Annotated in this window: 21 protein-coding genes; 13 read left to right on the forward strand and 8 right to left on the reverse strand. The window is 73.6% G+C overall.

Features of this window, described 5'->3' with window-relative positions:
- Positions 1-18: 18 nt before the first annotated feature.
- The 4 genes from FHX36_RS19940 to FHX36_RS19955 all read right to left on the reverse strand — a co-directional run bounded on the left by FHX36_RS19940 (position 19) and on the right by FHX36_RS19955 (position 4,572).
- Entirely contained in the window at positions 19-1,224 is a 1,206-nt protein-coding gene (locus FHX36_RS19940; RefSeq protein WP_110550520.1) for a class I SAM-dependent methyltransferase, read from the reverse strand.
- 25 nt (positions 1,225-1,249) lie between these two features.
- The gene (locus FHX36_RS19945; protein ID WP_220035784.1) at positions 1,250-2,575 is read right to left on the reverse strand and encodes an ABC transporter ATP-binding protein; all 1,326 of its coding nucleotides are present in this window, start codon (positions 2,573-2,575) and stop codon (positions 1,250-1,252) included.
- Positions 2,572-3,384 carry an ABC transporter permease gene (locus FHX36_RS19950; protein ID WP_110550522.1) on the reverse strand — a complete coding sequence of 271 codons (813 nt, stop codon included), beginning with the start codon at positions 3,382-3,384 and terminating at the stop codon, positions 2,572-2,574. Before FHX36_RS19950 ends, FHX36_RS19945 begins: the two co-directional genes overlap by 4 nt.
- Positions 3,385-3,573: 189 nt before the next feature.
- A complete protein-coding gene (locus FHX36_RS19955) occupies positions 3,574-4,572 on the reverse strand; it encodes a glycosyltransferase family 2 protein (protein WP_110550542.1) in 999 nt (332 codons plus the stop codon).
- 45 nt (positions 4,573-4,617) lie between these two features.
- On the opposite strand from FHX36_RS19955, the gene FHX36_RS24060 reads away from it, so the two are divergent.
- The 3 genes from FHX36_RS24060 to FHX36_RS19970 all read left to right on the forward strand — a co-directional run bounded on the left by FHX36_RS24060 (position 4,618) and on the right by FHX36_RS19970 (position 8,163).
- The gene (locus FHX36_RS24060; protein ID WP_110550524.1) at positions 4,618-5,724 is read left to right on the forward strand and encodes a glycosyltransferase family 4 protein; all 1,107 of its coding nucleotides are present in this window, start codon (positions 4,618-4,620) and stop codon (positions 5,722-5,724) included.
- A gap of 184 nt (positions 5,725-5,908) precedes the next feature.
- Positions 5,909-6,358 (forward strand): hypothetical protein, encoded by a 450-nt coding sequence (locus FHX36_RS19965; protein WP_146251493.1) that lies wholly within the window; start codon positions 5,909-5,911, stop codon positions 6,356-6,358.
- Positions 6,355-8,163, forward strand: a complete 1,809-nt coding sequence (locus FHX36_RS19970) for a serine hydrolase (protein ID WP_110550527.1) — start codon at positions 6,355-6,357, stop codon at positions 8,161-8,163. The genes FHX36_RS19965 and FHX36_RS19970 overlap by 4 nt, the downstream gene beginning before the upstream one ends.
- A 43-nt stretch (positions 8,164-8,206) precedes the next feature.
- Here the strand turns inward: FHX36_RS19970 and rfbA are convergent, their stop codons facing one another.
- Positions 8,207-9,070 (reverse strand): glucose-1-phosphate thymidylyltransferase RfbA, encoded by an 864-nt coding sequence (rfbA, locus tag FHX36_RS19975; protein ID WP_110550543.1) that lies wholly within the window; start codon positions 9,068-9,070, stop codon positions 8,207-8,209.
- A 118-nt stretch (positions 9,071-9,188) separates the two neighbouring features.
- Here rfbA and FHX36_RS19980 point away from each other — a divergent pair, with 118 nt between their 5' ends.
- From FHX36_RS19980 to FHX36_RS20015, 8 genes are all read left to right on the forward strand, one after another.
- Positions 9,189-10,289 (forward strand): glycosyltransferase family 4 protein, encoded by a 1,101-nt coding sequence (locus FHX36_RS19980; RefSeq protein ID WP_258372559.1) that lies wholly within the window; start codon positions 9,189-9,191, stop codon positions 10,287-10,289.
- Positions 10,286-11,200 (forward strand): glycosyltransferase family 2 protein, encoded by a 915-nt coding sequence (locus FHX36_RS19985; RefSeq protein WP_110550528.1) that lies wholly within the window; start codon positions 10,286-10,288, stop codon positions 11,198-11,200. Before FHX36_RS19980 ends, FHX36_RS19985 begins: the two co-directional genes overlap by 4 nt.
- 55 nt (positions 11,201-11,255) lie before the next feature.
- Complete coding sequence (locus FHX36_RS19990; RefSeq protein ID WP_110550529.1) at positions 11,256-12,359, forward strand: mannose-1-phosphate guanylyltransferase; 1,104 nt, start codon at positions 11,256-11,258, stop codon at positions 12,357-12,359.
- Between the two features lie 84 nt (positions 12,360-12,443).
- The gene (locus FHX36_RS19995) at positions 12,444-13,853 is read left to right on the forward strand and encodes an acyltransferase family protein (RefSeq protein WP_110550530.1); all 1,410 of its coding nucleotides are present in this window, start codon (positions 12,444-12,446) and stop codon (positions 13,851-13,853) included.
- A gap of 9 nt (positions 13,854-13,862) precedes the next feature.
- Positions 13,863-14,633, forward strand: a complete 771-nt coding sequence (locus FHX36_RS20000) for an SDR family NAD(P)-dependent oxidoreductase (protein ID WP_110550531.1) — start codon at positions 13,863-13,865, stop codon at positions 14,631-14,633.
- Positions 14,634-14,653: 20 nt separating this feature from the next.
- Positions 14,654-15,595 carry a DNA-3-methyladenine glycosylase family protein gene (locus tag FHX36_RS20005; RefSeq protein ID WP_258372560.1) on the forward strand — a complete coding sequence of 314 codons (942 nt, stop codon included), beginning with the start codon at positions 14,654-14,656 and terminating at the stop codon, positions 15,593-15,595.
- A gap of 273 nt (positions 15,596-15,868) precedes the next feature.
- A complete protein-coding gene (locus FHX36_RS20010) occupies positions 15,869-16,645 on the forward strand; it encodes an excalibur calcium-binding domain-containing protein (protein ID WP_221202980.1) in 777 nt (258 codons plus the stop codon).
- A 198-nt stretch (positions 16,646-16,843) separates the two neighbouring features.
- On the forward strand, positions 16,844-17,980 hold the full coding sequence (locus tag FHX36_RS20015; protein WP_110550535.1) for a hypothetical protein: 1,137 nt from the start codon (positions 16,844-16,846) through the stop codon (positions 17,978-17,980).
- Positions 17,981-18,030: 50 nt separating this feature from the next.
- Here FHX36_RS20015 and FHX36_RS20020 read toward each other — a convergent pair whose 3' ends face one another.
- Genes FHX36_RS20020 through cofD form a run of 3 tightly spaced genes read right to left on the reverse strand, consistent with a single transcriptional unit; the run spans position 18,031 to position 20,700 of the window.
- Positions 18,031-18,633, reverse strand: a complete 603-nt coding sequence (locus FHX36_RS20020) for a dTDP-4-dehydrorhamnose 3,5-epimerase family protein (protein ID WP_110550537.1) — start codon at positions 18,631-18,633, stop codon at positions 18,031-18,033.
- A 50-nt stretch (positions 18,634-18,683) separates the two neighbouring features.
- Positions 18,684-19,757 (reverse strand): coenzyme F420-0:L-glutamate ligase, encoded by a 1,074-nt coding sequence (locus tag FHX36_RS20025; protein WP_183514058.1) that lies wholly within the window; start codon positions 19,755-19,757, stop codon positions 18,684-18,686.
- On the reverse strand, positions 19,750-20,700 hold the full coding sequence (cofD, locus tag FHX36_RS20030; RefSeq protein ID WP_110554314.1) for a 2-phospho-L-lactate transferase: 951 nt from the start codon (positions 20,698-20,700) through the stop codon (positions 19,750-19,752). Before cofD ends, FHX36_RS20025 begins: the two co-directional genes overlap by 8 nt.
- A 385-nt stretch (positions 20,701-21,085) precedes the next feature.
- Between cofD and FHX36_RS20035 the strand changes: the two genes are divergently transcribed.
- Both FHX36_RS20035 and FHX36_RS20040 read left to right on the forward strand, forming a co-directional pair.
- Complete coding sequence (locus tag FHX36_RS20035) at positions 21,086-21,349, forward strand: WhiB family transcriptional regulator (protein WP_181428963.1); 264 nt, start codon at positions 21,086-21,088, stop codon at positions 21,347-21,349.
- Positions 21,350-21,571: 222 nt separating this feature from the next.
- Entirely contained in the window at positions 21,572-22,330 is a 759-nt protein-coding gene (locus FHX36_RS20040) for a GNAT family N-acetyltransferase (RefSeq protein ID WP_246405523.1), read from the forward strand.
- The last annotated feature ends 82 nt before the right edge of the window (positions 22,331-22,412 follow it).

Raw genomic sequence — 22,412 nt, forward strand, 5'->3', positions numbered from 1 at the left:
GCCCAGTCCCGCTGAGGATCAGTCCGTGGAGCCCCGTCGGAGGCCGGTGAGCCGGGTGGCAGCCACCCGGCGGAGGTCACGGACCACCTGGGCGGCGTCCGGGACGACCTCGCGTGCTGCCTCGGCCTCGGCCTCGACCTCGGCCCGGAGCTCGCGGAGCTCGGTCTCCAGCCGGGCCTTCTCCGCCTCGAAGGTCTTGCGCTCCTCCGCCTGCTCGACCCGCAGCTGGTCGCGCTGGGCCACAGCGGCGTCGCGCCGGGCGGTGAGCTCGGTGAGGTGCTGGGCGGAGAAGCGGGGAAGGAGCAGGAACTCGGCGTGGCCGACCTGCTCGGCGAAGGGGGCGAACCGCTGCTTCTTCTTCACGACCACGATCGAGTCGTAGAACGCCAGGCTCGCGACCATGTCGGTCCAGACCCGGTCGATGGGACCGGGGCGGTGGTAGCCGTTGACGTCGTCGACCTTGGTCTTGCACCACTCGATGAAGGTGCCCGGCCGACCGGTACCGCCCTGGTAGGCCTCCCAGTAGGAGGTGTGGCAGTCCTCGGTCAGCAGGATGCCGCCGTCGGCCAACAGAGGGAACATCGTCTCTGCCGTGACGATCTGCTGTTGCATCTCGTGGCCGCCGTCGTCGATGACGATGTCGAAGGGGCCGTACTTCTCCGAGAGGGAGCGCAGGAACTCGGGGTCGGTCTGGTCACCGATCTCCACGACGTGGTCCGGGGAGGAGACCTCCCGGGCCCGCTCGTCGATGTCGACGCCGACGATCGTCGCCTGCGGGCCGAAGTACCAGCGCCACATGTCCAGCGAGCCGCCCCGGTAGACGCCGATCTCCAGGATCCGCACCTCCCGGCCACGGAACCGCTCGAAGTGCTCGGAGTAGACCGGGAAGTAGTGGATCCACTTGTCCAGCACCCGGCCGGTGCGCTTCGTGGAGAAGAACCCGAACAGCGGGTCGCCCTGGACGTCGGGGAGCCCGTCGCCGAGGTAGAACGCGGCCCGGTAGCACTCGTTGGAGAGGTAGTCGATCTCCCCGGCGTCCCGGATGGCGTCGCCGAGGGCGCGGGCCATGCCGGCTGCGGTGTCGGCGGTGTCGAGAGCCGTACGGATCAACGTGCGGTCCGCGTCGTCGAGGGCGTCGCTGTCGGTGATGGCACGCTCGACGTCGTCGTGAGACTTCTCGGCGAGGGCCAGCAGGATCGCCTTCAGCGTTCCTTCGTTGATCATCCGTGCTCCAAGTCGTCGGGGTGGGTCACTGCTCGATCGCCGGCGCGGCAGCGGTGTGCTGCCTCCACCGCCCGGGCATGCGGACCAGCCCTGGCTCTGTCACGACGTCCTCCGCGCGCACCTTGAGCACGAACGCGCGGTCGATGTAGTCGTACATGTGTCCCTTGTCCACGGCAGCGACGCTGAGCAGGAACTCACCGGGCTGCAGCGGGAGCGAGTCGACGGTGTAGTCGACGGCCCCGGTTCCTGCGGGGACCACGAAGGTGTCCGGCCCGTAGCCGGAGTTCGGACCGGCGGCCTGGACCCCGGACTCGTGTACGAACGCCAGCCCGAAGGTGACGTCGGGCAGGTCCTCGGTCGCCTGGTAGGAGATCCGGACGGTGCAGGGCCGGCCGGTGCTGAGGAACTTGCGCTCCACGCCGTCCTGGTCGAGGAACTGGATCCCGGTCACCCGGATCTCGCCGGAACCACGGCGCGGCGTTCGGCCCTCGAACTCGTCGTCGTCGGTGACGACGACGTCCGTCTGACCGGTCGCAGCGGCCTCGGCGTCGTCCGCTGCGGCCTCGCGCTCGTTGACCGCGGAGAGGTAGTCGTCGACGACCTCGCGCGCCGGACCGACCCGCTTCAGCGTGCCACCGTCCAGCCACGCTGCCTCGTCGCACAGGTCGGCGACCAGGGCCAGCGAGTGGGTGACCAGCACGATCGTGACGCCCTTGCGGCGCAACTCGTAGAGGTGGTCGAAGCAACGGCGCTGGAATGCCTCGTCGCCGACCGCGATGACCTCGTCGATGATGAGGATCTCCGGCTCGAGGTTCACCGCGATGGCGAAGCCGAGTCGCACGTACATGCCGGATGAGTAGACCTTCACCGGGGTGTCGATGAACTCCTCGAGCCCGCTGAACGCGATGATCTCGTCCATCGCCGCGTCGATCTGCTTGCGGGTCATGCCGAGGATCGAGCCGTTGAGATAGATGTTGTCCCGGCCGGACATCTCCGGGTGGAAACCGGCACCGAGCTCCAGCATCGCGGACACGCGGCCGTGTGCGGTGATCGAGCCCGACGACGGGCGGTGGATGCCGGCCACCAGCTTCAGCAGCGTGGACTTGCCCGAACCGTTGTGACCGATCAGCCCGAAGGTGCGGCCGCGCGGGATGTCCAGCGTGACGCCCTTGAGTGCCCAGAAGTCCTCGCTTCGATTGCGCCGCTCGCGAGAGCTGAACATCTCCTTGACGTTGGTCTTCCGGTCGTTGTGCAACCGGAACTTCTTTGTGACGTCGCGGACGGAGATGGCCGCCTCGCGGGGGGCCTCCTCGGGGACGTCCTCGGTCTGCATCGGGGAGAAGACGCTCACAGTTCCTCGCTCACGTCAGCGGCCTTTCGCTGGAAGAAGGTCCACCCGACGGCGAGCACCACCAGGCTCAGCACGGTCAGGTACGCCAATCGACCCCAACCCGGGAAGTCCAGGTGCCAGAGCACGGCCCGGAACGACTCGACGAACGAGGTGATCGGGTTGTACTCGTAGATGCGCAGCCACGGGTGCGCCGCGTACAGGTCGGTGACCAGGGTGATCGGGTAGATGATCGGCGACGCGTAGAACAGCAGCCCGAGCAGGACCGTCACGATGTACGCAACGTCCCTGAAGCGGGCGTTCACGATCGCCAGCAGCATGCCCAGGCCGAGCGCGAAGGCGCCCAGCAGCAGGAGCAGCACCGGGACCAGCAGGATCGTCCAGCTGATGTTCTGGACCACCAAATAGACCACGACCAGCAGGCCGAACTCGATCGCCGTCTGGTTCAGCACGGCGAGCGCCGAGCCCATCACGGGGGCGAACGGCGGGAAGTGGATCTTCCGCAGCAGCGGCCCGGCGCCGACGAGCGCGCCCATGCCGCTGGTGGTGACGGCGTGGAAGAAGTTCCAGACCACCAGTGCGGTGAAGAGGTAGATCGGGAAGCTCTGGAGCGTCCCGTTCCCGGCGACCGGTGTGGGGAAGCGCAGGATGAAGCCGAAGACGAGACTGTAGGTCGCCAACGTGGCCAATGGGTTGATCAACGACCAGGCAGAGCCGAGCAGACTGCCCTTGTACTTGCCCTTGATCTCGCGGTTGGCGAAGTTGCCGATCAGTCCGCGGTATTGCCATACTTCCCGCAGCGACTGCGTCATTCCCCGGGTTCCACCTGTCTTCTGATCGAAGGCCGGCTCAATGAGTTCCCGGCTCGCATCTTCTGCCCTGGCGCACGTTGTCGGCGGGGCGTCCTGGGCAGGGCGTCCACGGCCTGGCTGCCATCGCCCATACGCTAGCACCGGAGCGGCGAGGTGCTCGGGCCGTGCCCGTCGTCCAGGCGGCAGCTGTCACGTCCGTCGCTCCGGACCCTCCCGTCGCGCCGGACCGCCGCCCGGGCCCACCGATCGCCCCGACGACCGCCGGCTGCGCACCGCGCGGGGCAGGTAGCGCACCACGTCGCGGGCGACGGCCAGGCGGAGCCCGGGCCGCAGGTTCCACGGGATGACCCCGTTGACCGGTGGGACAGGCCGCAGGGTGAGCGAAGCGGTCGTCACGGCAAAACGGAGCGCGGCCAGCAGGGCGACCCGGGCCGGGGCCCGGCGCATCAGCATCCAGAGCCGGTTTCGTTCGTTGTGGTAGGCGAAGGACCGGGAACGTTGGTCGACGGTGGCCGAGTGCTCGTGCACGACGACGGCGGTCGGCTGGAAGCGGATCGACCAGCCAGCGTCCGTCAACCGCCAGGAAAGCTCGGTGTCCTCGTAGTAGAGGAAGAACTCGGTGGCGAATCCCCCGACCGCCCGCACGGCGTCGGTGCGCAGCAACGCCGCGCCGCCGCTGAACCCGAACACCTCCGTGGCCTCGGCCAGCGTGTCGGGCGACTCGCCGAGCCCCCGGTCGGCGCCGTACCAGGTGTCGAGCAGGACGACGCCGGCGTTGTTCACCTCCGGGGGCTCCCGGTCGGCGAGCAGCATCAGCGAGGTGATGGCCGCCGCTTCGGGATGGGCGTCGGCGGCCCGGACCAGTTCGGCGAGCCAGGCCGGGTCGGCCACCGCGTCGTTGTTCAGCAGCGCTACGAACTCGGTGCCGACGGTGTCGATGCCGCGCTGCACGCCGCCGGCGAAGCCCTCGTTGCGTGCGGTGGTCACCACCTCCACCTCCGGCCGGCCGGCCAGCAGCTCGGCGGTCCCGTCGGTCGAGGCGTTGTCGACGACGACCACCCGGTGCGCGAGCGTCTGCGCGCGGAGCGAGTCCAGGCAGGCGGGCAGCAGGTGCGCGCCCTCCCAGCTGACCACCACCACGGTCACGCGCACGGTGCTGTCCGGCGGAGCTCCTGGGTCGTCGGCCATGCCCACAGACGGTAGTTCCCCGCACGAACTCCGTACTCTCGCCGGGTGGACATCGCGCTCGTCACCGAGCAGGCGCTCGCCCGGGTCCCAGGGGGCACGGGCAGGTACGCCACGGAGGTGGCCGGTGCCCTCGCGGCGACCGCGCCGGCGGGGGCCACGGTGACCGGCTGGACGGCGTGGCACCGGGACGTGGACGCCGCCCGGGTCCCCGGTGTCCACGGGCCGCGGCGGCTGCCGTTGCCCTCCCGACCGCTCGCCGCTGCCTGGGAGGCGGGGCTCCCGCCGCGCCCCTGGGGGGCCGACCTGGTGCATGCCACGACAGTGCTGACCCCACGCCGCGGTCGCCGCACGCGACTGGTCGTGACGGTCCACGACGCGGTGCCGTGGACCCACCCGGAAACGCTCACCCCGCGGGGCGTGCGCTGGCACCGGGCGCTCGCGACGCGCGCGGCGGCCGAGGCCGACGCGATCGTGGTCCCCACCGAGGCGGTCGCCCGCGAGCTGGCGAGGCACCTGTCGCTGCGGGCACCCGTCTTCGTCGCGGGGGCGGGGGTGAGCGCACGCCTCGCGCGTCCGGCCGACTCTGAGGAGCGGCTGGCGCGGCTGGGACTGCCGGGCGGGCACCTCGTGTCGGTGGCTACCCTGGAACCGCGCAAGGGCCTGGACGTCCTGCTCCGGGCGCTCGCCGAGCAACCCGGCCGACTGCCGCCGCTGGCCGTCGTGGGCCGGACCGGCTGGGGCGGCGTCGAACCGGCCGACATGGCCCGTGGCTTCGGCCTCCCCGAGGGCAGTGTGCTGCCGCTGGGCGGGCTCTCGGACGAGGACCTGGCGGCCGTGCTCTCCGGGGCTGTGGCCGCCGTCGTGCCCAGCCGCGCCGAGGGCTTCGGGCTGCCGGTGGTCGAGGCGATGGCGGCCGGGGTGCCGGTGGTCACCTCCGCCGACCCGGCTCTCGTTGAGGTGGGCGGCGGTGCCACCCGGGTGACCCCGATCGGCGACCCCGCCGCCCTCGCTCGTGCGCTGGACGAGCTGGTGGCCGACCCCGCGGCGCTGGCTGCGATGCGCCGCGCGGGCCTGGCGAGGTCCGCAGAGTTCACCTGGAGCGCCGTCGCCGGCCGGCTGTGGGACGTCTACGCGGACCTGCTGCACCCCTGATCCGCGGCGGGTGGGGCGGCTGTGGCGTAGCGAGTGCGACGGCTGGACATCTCCGTGCTCGTCTGTCGTCATGGCAGGCATGCGAATCGTCGGACGGGTCGTCCTCTCGACCGTCCCTCTCCTGTGCCTGGTCTCGTGCACGGCGGGGGAGGCCGACGCCCCGACCACCGGCCGTGAGGCCTCCGTGGCGAGCGGTGCAGCCGCGTCCGACGCCGCCTCCGCGGTCGAGACCGGCTTGCCCGGGGACGAGGCGCTGTCGCCGCCACCGCCAGACCGTGCAGCACCGGGCCTGCTGGCACAGCTGGACGGGCTGCCGGTGGGCGCGCTCAGCGGCACCGTGGACCTGGAGGTCTCCGGGCTGACCGCCTTCGCCGAACCGGCGCAGGGCCGGTGCACGCAGACCGCTGACGGCCGGGGCTTCGAACTCGTGCTGTCCGACGGCTCGCAGCTCGCGGTGACCTTCGGCCCGGAAGGTGGGGCCTCCCGGCTCACCGCCCCGGGGATCGAGATCGAGCAGACGCTGCGGGACGTGGACCTGCAGGTGGGCGGTGGATTCCGGTTCACCGCCGATCTCCTCACCGGCGGGACGACCGAGCCGTCGGGCACCCTCTCGCTCACCGGGGTCTGCGCATGAGCGCGGCCGCCCGCCGCGCGGGCTGCGCACTTCTCGTCGTCCTCACCGCCCTGGTGCTGCTGGCGGGGGCGCCCGCCACGCCTGCCCGGGCGGACATGTCCGGGTCCGTGGCCGAGGCGAGCGCCTACGCTGACGATCGCGGCGTGCAGGTGGGCATCGCAGTGCTCGACCGGGACACCGGGCAGTGGACGGAGAACGGCGGCCTGGCGCACACGCCGATGAGGTCGGCGTCCGTCCCGAAGATCTTCGTCGCCGAGAGCCTCATCGACCGCAGTCGGCGAGGGGAGATCAGCCTGACCCAGAACGACCGGGTGCTCATGGAGTCCATGGTCATCCGGTCCGACGACGCGGCGATGTCCAACCTCTACAGCCGATTCGGCGGTCTCGGCATGGTCCGCGCCGTTGCGGCCAAGTACGGGCTGAGCGAGATCGGCGACCCGCCGTCGGCCGGCTACTGGGGCATGTTCCAGATCACCGCGCACGACATCGTGTCCTTCTACCGTGGCGTGCTCGAGGGGGGGCTCCAGCCCGCCGACCGCGACTACCTCGTCTCGCTCATGCGGCGGGCCACACCGACCGGGACCGACGGGTTCGACCAGTACTTCGGCATCCCGCACGCGCTGCCCAACCAGGTGTGGGGCGTCAAGCAGGGGTGGATGTGCTGCCAGGAGAGCCAGCGGCGCCTGCACACGACCGGCATCCTGGGTGCCGACAACCGCTTCCTGGTGGCCGTGCTGTCCCAGGCGCCGCAGAGCCGCTCCTACGCCTACTCCGGGGAGACGGTGACCCGCGTCGTCCAGACGCTGTTCCCCGGCGGGGTCGTGCCGCCCAGCGAGGTCCCCAACAACCCCATCGGCAACCTCGACGTCGCGACCGAGGTGGCGGCGGGGGTGCTCCGGGTCAGCGGCTGGGCCGGGGACCCCGACACGCCGTCGTCCCCGATCGAGGTGCACGCCTACCTGGACGGTGGGTTCGCCGGGAGCGCGCGGGCGGACCGGGACAGACCCGACGTCCCCGCCGCGGTACCCGGATACTCGTCGGCTCGGGGGTACGCCCTCGACATCGCCGTGGGCGACGGCGCCCACCGGCTCTGCGTCTACGCGATCAACGTGAGCAAGGGCACGATCAACCCGGAGCTGGGCTGCCGCTCGTTCAGCATCCAGCTGAGCCCGCTCGGCAATGTCGACCGGATCACGCTCCGGGGGCTCCGCACGGTGCAGGTGGAGGGCTGGACCCTGGATCGCGAGGCGCCCGGCACGGCCACGGACGTGCACCTCTACGTCGACGGACAGTGGACTGCTGCGGTGCGCGCCTCCGCCGACCGGCCTGACATCGCCGGCGCGTTCCCCGGCGCGGGGGCGGCTCACGGTCTGTCAGCGCAGCTGACCTTGTCGTCGCCGGGGCGGCACCGGGTCTGCGCCTACGCGATCAACGTACCGGGCACCGGGGGTTCCAACCCGATGATCGGCTGCGCCACGGTCGACGCTCCGGCGACGATGCTCGGCAGCTACGACGAGGCAGTGGCACAGGGCGGGGGGATCCGGCTGCGCGGCTGGGTCATCGACCCGGTCCGCCCCACATCACCGGTTGCCGTGCACGTCTACAGCGACGGCGCCTGGGTGACCGCAGCAGCCGCGGGTGCGGTGCGGGACGACGTGCGGGGGGCCTTCCCCGAGGCCGGGGGAGCGCACGGGTTCGATGTCTCCGCGATCCTGCCGCCGGGGCCGCACCAGGTGTGCGTCTACGCGATCTACGCCGACGGTCGCGCGGCCAACCCGCAGCTGGGCTGCCGATCCGTCGGCTGACGAGCACGCGGCGGGGGAGAGGCAGCCGCCCCTCCCCGCCGCGTCAGTCAGCGAGCAGGCGCAGGAGGTAGTCGCCGTAGCCGCTCTTGACCAGCGGCTTCGCCAGTGCCTGCAGCTGCTCGTCGTCGATGAAGCCGCGACGCCAGGCGATCTCCTCGATGCAGCCGATCTTCCAGCCCTGCCGCTCCTCGACCACCTGGACGAACTCGGCCGCCTGCATCATCGACACGTGGGTGCCGGTGTCCAGCCACGCGGTGCCGCGCTCGAGCACCGTGACCGTCAGCTCACCGCGGCGCAGGTACTCGTCGTTGATCGCGGTGATCTCCAGCTCGCCCCGCTCGCTCGGTGTGATCGTGGAGGCGATCTCGACAACGCGGTTGTCGTAGAAGTAGAGCCCGGGCACCGCGTAGCTGCTCTTGGGGACGGCGGGCTTCTCCTCGATGGAGATGACCCGGCCGGCGTCGTCGAACTCGACGACGCCGTAGTCGCGCGGGTTGGCCACGTGGTAGGCGAAGACGTGCCCACCGGCCGGGTCGGTGTTGGCGCGCAGGTTCTTGCCCAGCCCCGTGCCGTAGAAGATGTTGTCACCGAGCACCAGGGCCACCGGCTGGTCGCCGATGAACTCCGCGCCGATGATGAAGGCCTGCGCCAGTCCCTCCGGCTTCGGCTGGACGGCGTAGCTGAGTTCGATGCCGATGTCGGAGCCATTGCCCAGCAGCCGCTGGAACTGCGCCTGGTCGTCCGGCGTCGTGATGATCAGGACCTCGCGGATCCCGGCGTTCATCAGCAGGGACAACGGGTAGTAGATCATCGGCTTGTCGTAGATCGGCATCAGCTGCTTGCTGATGGCCTTGGTGATCGGGTAGAGCCGGGTGCCGCTTCCGCCCGCCAAGATGATGCCTCGCATCGGCCCAGCCTATCGGCGCCGGTCGCTCGGCTCCTCTCGTAGTCTGTGCGTCGACCCGCGCGCACCGATCCACCCGCCCCGACCGCCCCCGGAGCCCCTCCTGTCGAACAGCCCCCGCGTGGTGGTCGATGCCACCGCCGTCCCCGCCGACCGAGGCGGGGTCGGCCGCTACGTCGACGAGCTCCTCCCGGCGCTGCAGGCCGAGGGCGCGGACCTCGCCGTGGTCTGCCAGGCCCACGACGTCGAGCACTACCGCCGGCTGCTGCCCGGGGTCGAGCTGCTGGCCGCCCCGGCGGCGATCGCCCGGCGGCCGGCGCGGCTGGCCTGGGAGCAGGTCGGGCTGCCCCTGCTCGCCCGGCGGGCCCGCGCCGACGTGCTGCACTGCCCGCACTACACGATGCCGCTGGCCGGGGGGCTGCCGGTGGTGACCACGCTGCACGACGCCACCTTCTTCACCCACCCCGACGTGCACCTGGCGGTGAAGCGGCGGTTCTTCCAGACCTGGACCCGCATCTCGCTGGCCCGCGCGGCCCGCTGCGTGACGCCGTCGGCCGCCACCCGCGACGAGCTGGTCCGGGTGGCCGGCGCCGACCCGGCGCGCATCGACGTCGCCCACCTCGGGGTGGACGCCGCCCGGTTCCACGTCCCCTCGGCCGAGGAGCGCGCCGCGGTGCGCGCGCACCTGGGCGTGACCGGCCCCTACCTCGCCTTCCTCGGCACGCTCGAGCCGCGCAAGAACGTGCCCGCGCTGGTGCGCGGCTGGAGCGCGCTCACCGACCCGCCGGCCCTGGTGCTCGCCGGCGGCCGCGGCTGGGACACCGAGGTCGACGTCGCCGCGGCCGACGTCCCGGCGGGGCACCGGCTGCTGCGGCCCGGGTACCTGCCGCTGGAGATGCTCGCCGGCTTCCTGGGCGAGGCCGAGCTGGTGGTCTACCCCAGCCTGGGCGAGGGCTTCGGCCTGCCGGTGCTCGAGGCGATGGCCTCCGGCGCGCCGGTGCTCACCACCCCGCGGCTGTCGCTGCCGGAGGTCGGTGGCGACGCGGTGGCCTACGCCGAGCCCGACGCCCCGGCCCTCACCGCGGCGCTCCGGGAGCTGCTGGCCGACCCGGCCCGCCGCGCCGAGCTGGCCGCCGCCGGGCAGGTCCGGGCCGCGGGCTTCGACTGGCGGGCCTGCGCCCGCGCGCACCGGGCGAGCTACGCCGCGGCGGCCGCCGCGTGACCGCCCCGCTGCGGGTCGTCGCCGTCACCTACTCCCCGGGGGAGGCGATGGAGGGCTTCCTCTCCAGCCTGCGCCGGGCGACCACCCGCCCGCTGGACGTCGTGCTGGCCGACAACGGCTCGACCGACGGCTGGCCCGAGCGCGTCGCCGCCGCCGACGACGACGTCCGGCTGCTCCGGGTCGGCGGCAACGTCGGCTACGGGCCGGCCGCCAACGCCGGGCTGGCCGACCGCCGCACCGGCTGGGCGGTCGTGGCCAACCCCGACGTCCGGTTCGAGGACGGCGCGGTCGACGAGCTGCTGGCCGCGGCCGCGCGCTGGCCGCGGGCGGCGACCCTGGGGCCGGCGATCCGCACGCCGGAGGGCGCGCTGTACCCCTCGGCCCGCGACCTGCCCGACCTGTCGACCGGGATCGGCCACGCGCTGCTCGGCTGGGTGTGGCCGGCCAACCCGTGGACGGCGCGGTACCGGCGCGAGCGCGAGGCACCCCGGGAGCGCCCGGCCGGCTGGCTGTCCGGCTCCTGCCTGCTGGTCGACCTCGAGGCCTTCCACTCCGTCGGCGGCTTCGACCCCGGCTACTTCATGTACTTCGAGGACGTCGACCTGGCCGAGCGGCTGGGCCGGCGCGGCTACCTGCACGTCTACGTGCCCACCGCGGTCGTGGTGCACGAGGGCGGGCACGCCACCCGGCGCGAGCCGCACCGGATGCAGCGGGTGCACCACACCAGCGCGCTGCGCTACCTCTCCGCGCAGTACCCGCGCCGCCGGCACGCGCCGCTGCGCTGGGCGCTCCGCGCGGGCCTGGGCGGCCGGATGCTGGTGTCCTACGTCAGCGGGCGGGTGGGCGCCGGCGCCGAGCCGCAGCAGACGGTCGAGGCGCTGCCGTCCCGCCGCCGGTGGCGGCGCCGGTGACGGTCCCGACGTCGAACCCCACGCCGACCCCGAGGTGCCCGAGGAGGGACCAGTAGTGCAGCACGCGGTGATCATGGCCGGCGGGTCCGGGACGCGGTTGTGGCCGCTGTCCCGGGCGGCGCGGCCCAAGCAGCTCCTCGACGTCGTCGCCGACCCCGGCGGCGGTGGCGCGCACAGCCTGCTCGCCGAGGCGTTCACCCGGCTGCAGGCGGTGCTGCCGGCCGACCGGATCTGGGTCTGCACGGCCGCGCGGTACGCCGACGCGGTGCGCGCGGCGCTGCCCGAGCTGCGCCCCGACCGGCTGGTGCTCGAGCCCGTCGCCCGGGACACCGCGAACGCGGTCGGCCTGGCCGCCGCGCTGGTCGCCGACGTCGACCCCGACGCCGAGCTCGCGGTGGTCAGCGCCGACCACGTCATCCGGCCGGTCGAGCGGTTCGCGAGCGCGCTGCGCACCGCCTACGACGTGCTCGCCGTCCGGCCGCGGGCGCTGGTCACCCTCGGCGTCACCCCCACCTCGCCGGCCACCGGCTTCGGCTACGTGCAGAAGGGCGCCGCCACCGAGGTGCCCGGCGCCAGCGAGGCGGCGTCGTTCCGGGAGAAGCCGGACCGGGCCACCGCCGAGGGGTACCTGGCCAGCGGCGAGTACGTGTGGAACTCCGGGATGTTCGTCTGGCGGGCCCGCACCGTGCTCGACGCGCTCGCCGAGCACCTGCCGGAGTCCGCGCGCGGGCTGGACCGGGTGGTGGCCGCCCCGGCCGGACCCCAGCGCGACGCCGTCCTGGCCGAGGTGTTCCCCACGCTGCCGAAGATCAGCGTCGACTACGCGGTGCTCGAGCCGGCCGCGACCGAGCCCGGCCGGGTCGTCGTCGTCGACCTGGACGTCGACTGGTTGGACGTCGGCTCGTGGCCGGCGCTGGCGGGCACGCTGACCACCGACGACGCCGGCAACGCCGTGCGCGGCCTCACCGTGCTGCTGGACAGCTCGGGCAACGTGGTGCTCAGCGACGACCCCGACCACCTGGTGGCCCTCGTCGGGCTGCGCGACAGCGTCGTCGTACACACCGCCGACGTCACCATGGTCTGCCCCGTGGGTGCCGCCGAGCGGGTGAAGCAGCTGCTCGCGGCAACCCAGCAGGGGCACGGTGCGCGGTTCTCCTGAGCTTAGTGCGGCAGGTGTGACGAGTGGGGCCGGACACGCTCCCGGCTCCCGGCGGCACGGCGACGACCGGGAGAGCCTGGGCGGGTGGCGCTTTCCCTGGTCGACCGGAAGGGCGCCGCTCCGCTCGCAACCCCCGGCTCCGGCCCGGACCGCCTCGTCGCCCTCGACGGTCTGCGGGGGATCGCGGCGCTGGTCGTCGTCGTGCACCATGCGCTGCTCACCTGGCAGGTGCTCGCGGCGCAGTACTTCGTCGACAACCGCGGGTCCGGGAGCTGGTGGCTGACCTTCACCCCGCTGCACCTGATCTGGGCCGGGACCGAGGCAGTCATGGTCTTCTTCGTGCTCAGCGGACTGGTCCTCGCCCTCCCCTTCCTCGAGCGGGCGCCCCACCCGGGAGGGTGGCGGGGCTACTACGGACAGCGCCTGGTGCGGCTGTACGTCCCGGTCGTCGCCTCCGTCTTGCTCGCCGCCGCGTTCGTCCGGACCTTCCCGCGCGAGCACGGGGCGACGACGAGCTGGTGGTTCGACGCCCACGCGGTGCCCGCCGACGCAGCCACCCTCGCCCGCGACGCCGTGCTGGTCAGCGGCGTCAGCTGGGTCAACCCGTCGTTGTGGTCGCTCCAGTACGAGGTGCTCTTCTCCGTCCTGCTGCCGCTTCACGTGCTCGCCGCCCGCCGGCTCGGGGAGCGCGCCGGCTGGCTGGTGCCGCCCTTGCTCGTGCTCGCCGGGGCGGGGGTCCTGGTCGGCGAGCCGGTCCTCGCCTGGCTGCCGGTCTTCGGCCTCGGCGTCGTCATGGCGGTGCTGCGCCGGAGGCTGCAGCGGCTCGGCTCAGGCATCTCCTCCGGCCCGGCGGCCCGCGCCGTCTGGCTCGCCCTCACCGCCGCCGCGGTCGTCCTGCTGCTGGCGGAGTGGTGGAGCCGGGGCCTGCACCAGGTCGCACCCCTGCCCCTAGCTGTCGCCCGCACGTGCGGCGTGGCCGGCGCCGTCCTCGTCGTCTTCCTGGCGATGGCGTGCCCGGCAGCAGGTGCGCTCCTCACCCTGCGCCCGGTCCGCTGGCTGGGTGCGGTCTCCTTCTCCCTCTACCTGGTGCACGAGCCGGTCCTGGTGTCGGTCTCATCGCTGGTCGGTGGCTCCCGTCGGGGCGTCGCGGTGACGCTCGTCGTCGGGATCGGGCTCGCCCTGGTGCTCGCGACGGTCTTCCACCGGCTGGTCGAGGTGCCCAGCCAGCGCTTGGCGCGTGCCGTCGCGGTCCGCCTGCGGGGGAGCGTGGCGCCTGCGGCTGACGCGCCGCCCCTCAAGCCCTTCCTCCCGCCCGTGCCCCGCCACGCTCAGGGCAGGCTGCCGGTGCGCGCCGGCTCAGTCCTCCCGCGTGGGCCCGCGGTGCTGCCGCTGCCGACCATGCCGATCCGGGTCCAGCGACCGGCTCCGCCGCGAACTCGTCCGCCGGTGCCTGCCGGCTCGGGTGGGCCTCGGGCCCACCCGGTCCCTGGTTAACCTCGCGGCATGAAGAACCTCGACGTCGCCGCTGTCGTCACCGGAGGGGCCTCCGGCCTCGGCGAGGCCACCACCCGCACGCTCACCGCCGCCGGGGTGGCGGTCACGGTCCTGGACCTGGCCGAGGAGCGCGGTGCCGCCCTCGCCGCGGAGCTGGGCGGGCACACGACGTTCGTGCGCACCGACGTCACCGACGAGGCATCGGTGCAGGCGGCCCTCGAGGACGCCACGGGCAAGGACCGGCCGCTGCGGATCGCCGTCAACTGCGCCGGCATCGGCTACGCGGCCCGGGTGCTCGGCCGCGACGGCAGCCCGCACGAGCTGGGCGCCTTCACCCGCACGGTCACCGTCAACCTGGTCGGCACCTTCAACGTGCTGCGGCTGGCGGCCGCGGCGATGGCCCGCACCGAGCCCGACGAGGACGGCGAGCGGGGCGTCGTGGTCAACACCGCCTCGATCGCGGCCTACGACGGCCAGATCGGCCAGATCGCCTACGCCGCGTCCAAGGGCGGCATCGTCGGGCTGACCCTGCCCGCGGCGCGCGACCTCTCCTCGGTCGGCGTGCGGGTGTGCACGATCGCCCCGGGGCTGGTCGACACCCCGCTGCTGGCGTCGCTGCCCGAGGAGGCGCGGGTCTCGCTGGCGGCCGGCATCCCGTTCCCCAAGCGGCTGGGCCGGCCCGAGGACTTCGCCGAGCTGGCGCTGGACATCGTCCGGCACGGCTACCTGAACGGTGAGGTGATCCGGATGGACGGGGCGCTGCGGATGGCACCGCGCTGAACCCTGGCACCATCGGGGGCGTGGCTGTGGGGGAGCACGTGCTGGCCGTCGAAGCACCGGCGTACGAGCAGGTCTGGACGCCGGGCTGGCCGGTCGACGTCCGCCGGGTGCTCTCCCGCGACCGCCGGGGCACCGGCGACCCGACGGTGCGGTTCGCCGAGAGCGGCGTGTGGCGGACGACGACGACCCCCGACGGCCCGGCCACCGTGCGGCTCACCGGGTCGGTGATCGCGCTGCGGGTGCAGGCCTGGGGTCCGGGGGCGGCCTGGGCCGGAGCCGCCGTGCCCCGCTGGCTGGGCGCCGAGGACCGCACCGAGGGCTTCGACGCCGACGCGCACCCGCTGGTCGCCCGGCTGCACCGCGGCGCGCCCTGGCTGCGGCTGGGCAGCACCGGCCGGGTCTGGGACGCCCTCGTGCCCGCGGTCCTGGAGCAGAAGGTGACCGGCATCGAGGCGCACCGCACCTGGCGGGAGCTGCTCCGGCTGGCCGGCGAGCCCGCGCCCGGCCCGGCGCCGGAGGGCATGCGGGTGGTCCCCTCGGCGGAGCGGGTGCTGGCGGTCACCGACTGGCAGTGGCACGCCTGCGGGCTGGACGGCGCCCGCCGCCGGGCGCTGCGCGCCGTCGCCTCGGTGGCGTCGCGGCTCGAGGCCGCCGTGCACGACGACTGCGCCGACCTGCGCCGCCGGCTGCAGTCGGTGCCGGGCATCGGGGTCTGGACGGCGGCCGAGGTCGCCCAGCGCGCCGTCGGCTGCCCGGACTCGGTCAGCGTGGGCGACTACCACCTGAAGAACCTGGTCGGCTGGTCGCTGGCCGGCCGCAAGACCGACGACGCCGGGATGCTGGAGCTGCTGGAACCGTGGCGCGGCCACCGGCAGCGCGTGGTGCGGCTGCTGGAGGTGGGGGGCAGCATGCCGCCCAAGCGGGGCCCGCGGATGGCCCCCACCCAGTACCGCTCGATCTGACCGCGGCGCGCTCGGGGGCCGCCACTGGACGTGCTGGTCGCTGGTCCGGTGCGGCGTCTGGTGCCCCTGGGACAGGACCGTCGCCCGACCTCGTCGGGACGACGCCGTCGCGTTACGGTCTGCCCGGCGCCCGGTGGAGGCGACGGGGATCACGGGGGAACACGCATGCGCAAGGTCGGCTCACTGATCGCCGGTGGGGCACTGGTTGCGGGGATCGTGGCGGGCACCGGAGGTGCTGCGCAGGCGGCGTCGCCGCTGAACCCGGTCGGGAACATGGACGGTTTCAGCTACGACGGCCGGCTGGTGGTCAGCGGCTGGACCTTCGACCCCGAGACCGCCGCCTCGATCGACGTGCACGCCTACGTCGACGGCCAGCTCGCTGCTGTGGCCACCGCCAACGGGTCGCGGCCGGACGTCGCGGGCGTCTACCCCTCCTACGGGCCGTCGCACGGCTGGTCTTTCGACCTGGGGAAGCGCTCGGCCGGGGTGCACCAGGTGTGCGTGTACGCCATCAACGTCGGTGGCGGGGACACCAACCCGGTGCTGGGCTGCCGCACCTTCACGGTGGCCGGAAACCCAGCGCTCAACCCGGTCGGCAACGTGGAACTGGTCGCCCTGATCGCCGAGGGTCTCTTCATGCAGGGCTGGACGCTGGACCCCGAGACGCCTGCGTCCATCGACGTCCACGTGTACCTGGACGGTCGACTGGCCACCGTCACGACGGCGGACCGGTCCCGGCCTGATGTCGCGGACGTGTACCCGGCGTACGGCGCCGCGCACGGGTTCTCCGCAGTACTGCCGACCCCTGGGGCCGGAGTGCACTCGGTCTGCGCTTTCGCGATCAACGTGGGCGACGGGACGACGAACCCGCAGCTGGGCTGCCGCCAGTTCACCGTCGCACCGGCCAACCCCGGGGACGACGTGGACTGCAACGACTTCGCCACCCAACGGGCGGCCCAGGAGTGGTTCAACCGCTACTACCCCTACTACGGGGACGTCGCCCGGCTCGACGGCAACAACGACGGTCGGGCGTGCGAGTCGCTGCCCTGAGCCTGCTGAGCGGCCGTGGCTCAACCATGACAGCCGCTACTCGGCGCCCGGTGCGCGCAGAGGACCTGCTGGTCAGCGGGGTCTCTGGGGCACATGGTGCCTGCATGGCGTGTCGCCGGGAGTTGTCCGAGCGGACGGGATCGGCACGTTACCGTCTGGTCGCCGCGCGGGTGCGCGGCGTCACGTCGGGGAGGACGCATGCGCAAGGTCGGCTCACTGATCGCCGGTGGGGCACTGGTTGCGGGGATCGTGGCGGGCACCGGAGGTGCTGCGCAGGCGGCGTCGCCGCTGAACCCGGTCGGGAACATGGACGGTTTCAGCTACGACGGCCGGCTGGTGGTCAGCGGCTGGACCTTCGACCCCGAGACCGCCGCCTCGATCGACGTGCACGCCTACGTCGACGGCCAGCTCGCTGCTGTGGCCACCGCCAACGGGTCGCGGCCGGACGTCGCGGGCGTCTACCCCTCCTACGGGCCGTCGCACGGCTGGTCTTTCGACCTGGGGAAGCGCTCGGCCGGGGTGCACCAGGTGTGCGTGTACGCCATCAACGTCGGTGGCGGGGACACCAACCCGGTGCTGGGCTGCCGCACCTTCACCGTCGGCGGCTCGGCTGCGTTGAACCCGGTGGGCAACCTCGAGCAGGTCGCGCTCATCCCCGAGGGTCTCTACCTGCAGGGCTGGACGCTGGACCCCGAGACGGCCGCCTCCATCGACGTGCACGCCTACGTCGACGGGCAGCTGGCCGGTGTGGCGACCGCCAACGACCACCGCCCGGACGTCGGGTCGCTCTACCCGTCCTACGGCGCGCAGCACGGCTTCCGCACCGTGGTCACCCCGCCGGTGCCGGGCGTCCACCGGGTGTGCGTGTATGCCATCAACGTCGGTGACGGCACGACCAACCCGTCCCTGGGTTGCCGGTCCTTCACCGTCTCGTCGTTCAACTTCGGCGCCACTGCCACGCTGTCCAGCGGCATCGCCGTCACGGTCCAGAAGCCGAGTCGCGTGACGGTGTCGAACACCGCGTCGCCGAGCCCGTCCGCCGGTTACAGCGGCGTCCTGTTCAGCATCACGTTCACCAACAAGACCGGTCGGACGTTCACGCCTTACGACGACGTGCTGCTGGTCTCTGGCCCCACGGGCCGGCAGGCACCGCTCACCTTCGACTCCGGCGGGAGTGACCCCGACAACTGGTTCAACGGCAGCATCCCGCCGGGCCAGAGCCAGACGGCGACCTTCTTGTTCCAGGTGCCCACGGCGGAGCTGAGCCAGCTGCGCCTCGAGGTGAACCCGGACTTCTTCGAGGACGAGTCGGCCTTCTTCGCCGGCTCGGCCTGAGTGGGCTGCCGGCGCAACCCACGGGTTGCGCCGGCGGAGCGCCGTGGGGCTCAGTTCCCGCGCAGCTCCTGGTAGCGGGCGGTGCACTGCGCCATGGTCGGCAGCAGGCCCTGCTCACGGGCCTCGGCGAGCGTCGGGGCGGCGGTGTCCTTGGCCGACAGCTCGAACTCCACGTCGGTCGGCCAGGGCAGCCCGAGCTCGGGGTCCATCGGGTTGATGCCGAACTCGCGGCCGGGGGAGTAGCCGCTGGAGACCAGGTAGGTCACCGAGCTGCCGTCGGCGAGGGAGACGAAGGCGTGCCCGAGGCCCTCCGACAGGTACACCGCCCGCGGCTCCTCGCTGTCGAGCACGACGGAGTCGTGGACGCCGAAGGTGGGGGAGTCCACCCGGATGTCGACGATGACGTCGAGGACCTTGCCCGCCGGGCAGTAGACGTACTTGGCCTGGCCGGGCGGCACCAGCGCGAAGTGCACGCCGCGCAGCACGCCGCGGGCGGACACGCTGTGGTTGGCCTGCGCGAGCGTCAGCCCGAAGCCGGTCGCCCCGGCCAGCACGTCGGCGCGGTACCACTCGGTGAACCGGCCACGGCTGTCACCGTGCGGGACGAGGTCGAGGACGTAGCTGTCGGGGACGGCGAGCTCGCGGATCTCCACGCCCCCGACGCTAGCGGAGGCCGGGGAGCCGGGCGCGACGTACCCGGCGCTCAGCCGGCCGCTGCGCCGATCCGGAGCCGCCCGACGAGCGAGCTGCCGCCGAGGGTGGCCGCGGGCTCCCAGCGGGTGCCCCAGCCCTCCGCGGACAGCTGTACCAGCGCCGCGCCCACCACCGCGCCCACGGCCACCGCCGCGGCGGGGGTGACCGGCTCGGCCAGGTGCACGTCGACGACGTCGCCGTCCGCGCCGTCCTCCTCGAGGCCGTAGCGGAAGACCACGGCGCACTCGGGCAGGGCGGCCACCGCGACCCGGAACGCCTCGGTGGCCGCGGCCAGGGCGCCGGGGCGGGAGGTGAGGGCGGCGGCCGGGGCGCGGCCGGCCACGACGTCGCGGGTGCCGGTGCGGAACAGGTCGCCGGGGCCCAGCCGCACCAGCGGTCGGGTGCCCGGGTCGGGCTCGGGCACGGCCAGCTGCAGCCCGCGCACGACCGCGACCGGGACGCCGGTGAGCTTGCCCTTCACCAGGTCGGCGGCCGACGCCAGCTCGTCGACCACGGCGACCTGGGTGGTCTCCAGCCGGTTGCCGTGCGGGTCGACGGCGCCGCGGTGGTCGACCAGGGCGGGCAGCCCGGCCGAGCCGATGGCGACGTCGGTGACCCCGTCGCGCCAGGTCCGGCCGAAGGTGTCGCTGACCACGACGGCGACGGTCACGCCGAGCAGCCCGTGCAGGGCGGTGCGCAGCGCGCGGGCCGAGGCGTCGGCGTCCTCGGGCAGCAGGACCAGGGCGTCGGTGGCCACGTTGGAGGCGTCGATGCCGGCGGCGGCGACCACCCAGCCGTGCCGGGTCTCCACGATCCGCAGCGGTCCGCGGCGGGCGACGACCCGGACGGTCTCGGCGTCGATGGCGCGCTGCCGGGCGGCCTCCCGGTCGGTGCTGGGCTCGACGTGCACCAGGTTGCCCTCGACCTTGGCCACGACCTTGGAGGTGACCACCACGACGTCGCCGTCGGCCAGCCACGGTGCCGCGCCGGCCACCGCCCCGGCCAGGTCGTCGCCGGGGGCGAACTCCGGCAGCCCGGCCACCGGGTGGACGGAGATGCCCGGGGTCGGTGGGACCTCAGGCACCAGCCGCGTCCAGGGCGGCGCGGGCCAGCGCGCGGGTGGCCTCGGGGTCGCTCATCAGCAGCGGGACGGCGCGGACGTCGACGCCGGGCACCGTGGCGGCGTCGCCGGTGTGCACCAGCCAGGCGTCCAGCAGGCCGTCGGCCGACCGTGCGCCGTAGTGCCGGCCGACGCCCTCGGCGCTGACCTCGACGCCGACGACGGGCAGGCAGCGGTCGGCCATCCCGCGCAGCGCGGCGCCGTCGACGATGGGGGAGACGCCGACCACCCGGCCCCGGGCGGCCCGGACGGCGTCCCGGATGCCGGGCACGCCGAGCACGGTGCCGATCGAGACGACCGGGTTCGACGGGGCGAGCAGCACGGCGTCGGCGGTGCCGAGCGCCTCGACCACGCCGGGCCCGGGGCGGGCGTCGTCGACACCGACCTGGACGAAGCTGTGCGCGTCCAGCGCCGCACGGTGACGGACCCACCACTCCTGGAAGTGGATCGCCCGCGGGCGCCCGGTCTCCGGGTCGGTCACCACGACGTGGGTCTCGACCCGCTGGTCGCTCATCGGCAGCAGCCGGACCCCGGGCTGCCAGCGCTCGGCGAGGGCGGCGGTGACGTCGGAGAGCGGGTAGCCGGCGTCCAGCATCCGGGTGCGGACCAGGTGCGTGGCCAGGTCGCTGTCGCCGAGACCGAACCAGGTCGGCTCGGCCCCGTAGGCGGCCAGCTCGTCCTTGACCGTCCACGTCTCGCCGCGTCGTCCCCAGCCGCGCTCGTCGTCGATCCCGTCACCCAGCGTGTACATGACCGTGTCCAGGTCGGGGCAGATCCTGAGCCCGTGCAGGGTCACGTCGTCGCCGGTGTTGACCACGGCGGTGACCTGGGCCCCGGGGGCCGCGGCCAGGACGCCGCGGAGGAACCGGGCGCCGCCGACGCCTCCGGCGAGTACGACGATGTGCACGCCACCATGGTGCCTGATCGGCAGAAGTGCACTGTGCACCCGGATCCCCGGTCGATGATCTTCACGAAACACTTCCGGCCCGATGGGCAGATGGTGTTCAGGCGGGCGGCGTGTCGAGGTGGCCTGTGACCACATCAGAACAACTTGTGACTGGTGGGGCGGCTGTGACTGCGCGTTACACCGACCCGACTTGACCTCGACTCAACGACACGCGTGTAATTCCGACGTTGTCATCAGCCGCCCGACCCGGGAGCAGCCCGGGGGCGAGGCAGCGTGACGAAGCGAGAGGGGACGCAACGTGATGGCCGAGGTGTCGTGGTTGAGCGAGTACAAGACGCAGGCAGCGGGTTCCGCGCCGGCGGCCTACGGGCAGGACGTGCTGGGCATGGCGGGCGTGTTCGACGCCGCCGTGCCGGGCGTGGACGCCGAGGACCAGGGCTGGCAGGAGCGCGCGCTGTGCGCCGAGACCGACCCCGAGGCGTTCTTCCCGGAGAAGGGCGGCTCGACCCGCGAGGCCAAGAAGATCTGCACCGGCTGCGAGGTGCGCTCCGAGTGCCTCGAGTACGCCCTCGCCAACGACGAGCGCTTCGGCATCTGGGGCGGCCTCTCCGAGCGTGAGCGCCGCCGCCTCCGTCGCCGCGCCGGCTGAGGAAGGACCCCCTTCCTCCCCACCCCTCGCAGGCTCGGGGCGGGTCCCTGGAAGGGCGCCGTTCCAGCACGTCACCGAGAGCGTCGGGCCCCGTCCCCTCCACGGGGGCCCGACCTCTCCTCCGCTCCAGGCGGCCGATGTGGTCGACTGGACGCCGTGCCCTCCCGGACCGCTGACGGCCGTGCCCGCGTGGCCGGTGAGATCCGCGCCGCAGCACCCCTCATGGCCGCACTGGCCGCCCCCGTCACCGCCCGGGGGCCGTGGCTGACCGCGGCGCTCAACGCGTCGCCCGCCGGCCCGCTCGGTCGGGTCCGCCCGCTGGCCCTGGTGGTCGAGCCGCACCCGCAGGGCGGACCGGACGCCGTGGCCCTGCTCTCCACCCGCCGTCGCGGCGTGACGACGGCGGTCACCCTGCTCGGCGCCCAGGTGGCCCCGCTGCCCGACGGCCGCCCCCAGCACCGGCTGCTCGCCCGGGACGAGGAGGCCGCCGCCCGGCTCGCCGCGGGCGTGGCCGACCTCCTCGACGACCTCCGCGGTCCGTGGACGCTCCGCCTGGCCGGCCTGCCGCTGGGCGACCCCACCGTGCGGCACCTCGCCGCGGCGCTGCCCGACTCCTCGCTCGCCACCACCCGCAGCCGCCGGTTGGTCGACGAGCTGGACACCGTGGGTGACGTGCTGCGCAGCCGGGACCCCGCCGAGCTCGAGCGCTGGCTGCCCGCGGTGCTCGACCGGGTGCCGCCCGTCCAGCGGCCGTTCCTGCGGTCCACCGCCCGGCTGCACGCCGCGATCGGCCAGCTCGAGGTCGCCGTGGTCCGCGCCGCCGCCGGTCCGGCCGCCGTCCTGCTCACCCTGGTCGACCGCCGTCCGGGCGGGGAGGACCGCTGGCCGTGGTGGGCGTCCAGCGACGTCGGCGGGCTGCGCCGCGAGCTCGGCTCGCCGTCGGTGTCGCTGACCGCCTCGGCCGGGCTCATCCGTCGCTGAGGCGGGTCAGCGGACTCGCGCAGCTGTCAGCGTGGGTTCGCGGCCAGCGTCGACTCGATGGCGGACAGCGAGGCGTCATCGA

The organism is Modestobacter versicolor, from assembly GCF_014195485.1.
Classification (GTDB): domain Bacteria; phylum Actinomycetota; class Actinomycetes; order Mycobacteriales; family Geodermatophilaceae; genus Modestobacter; species Modestobacter versicolor.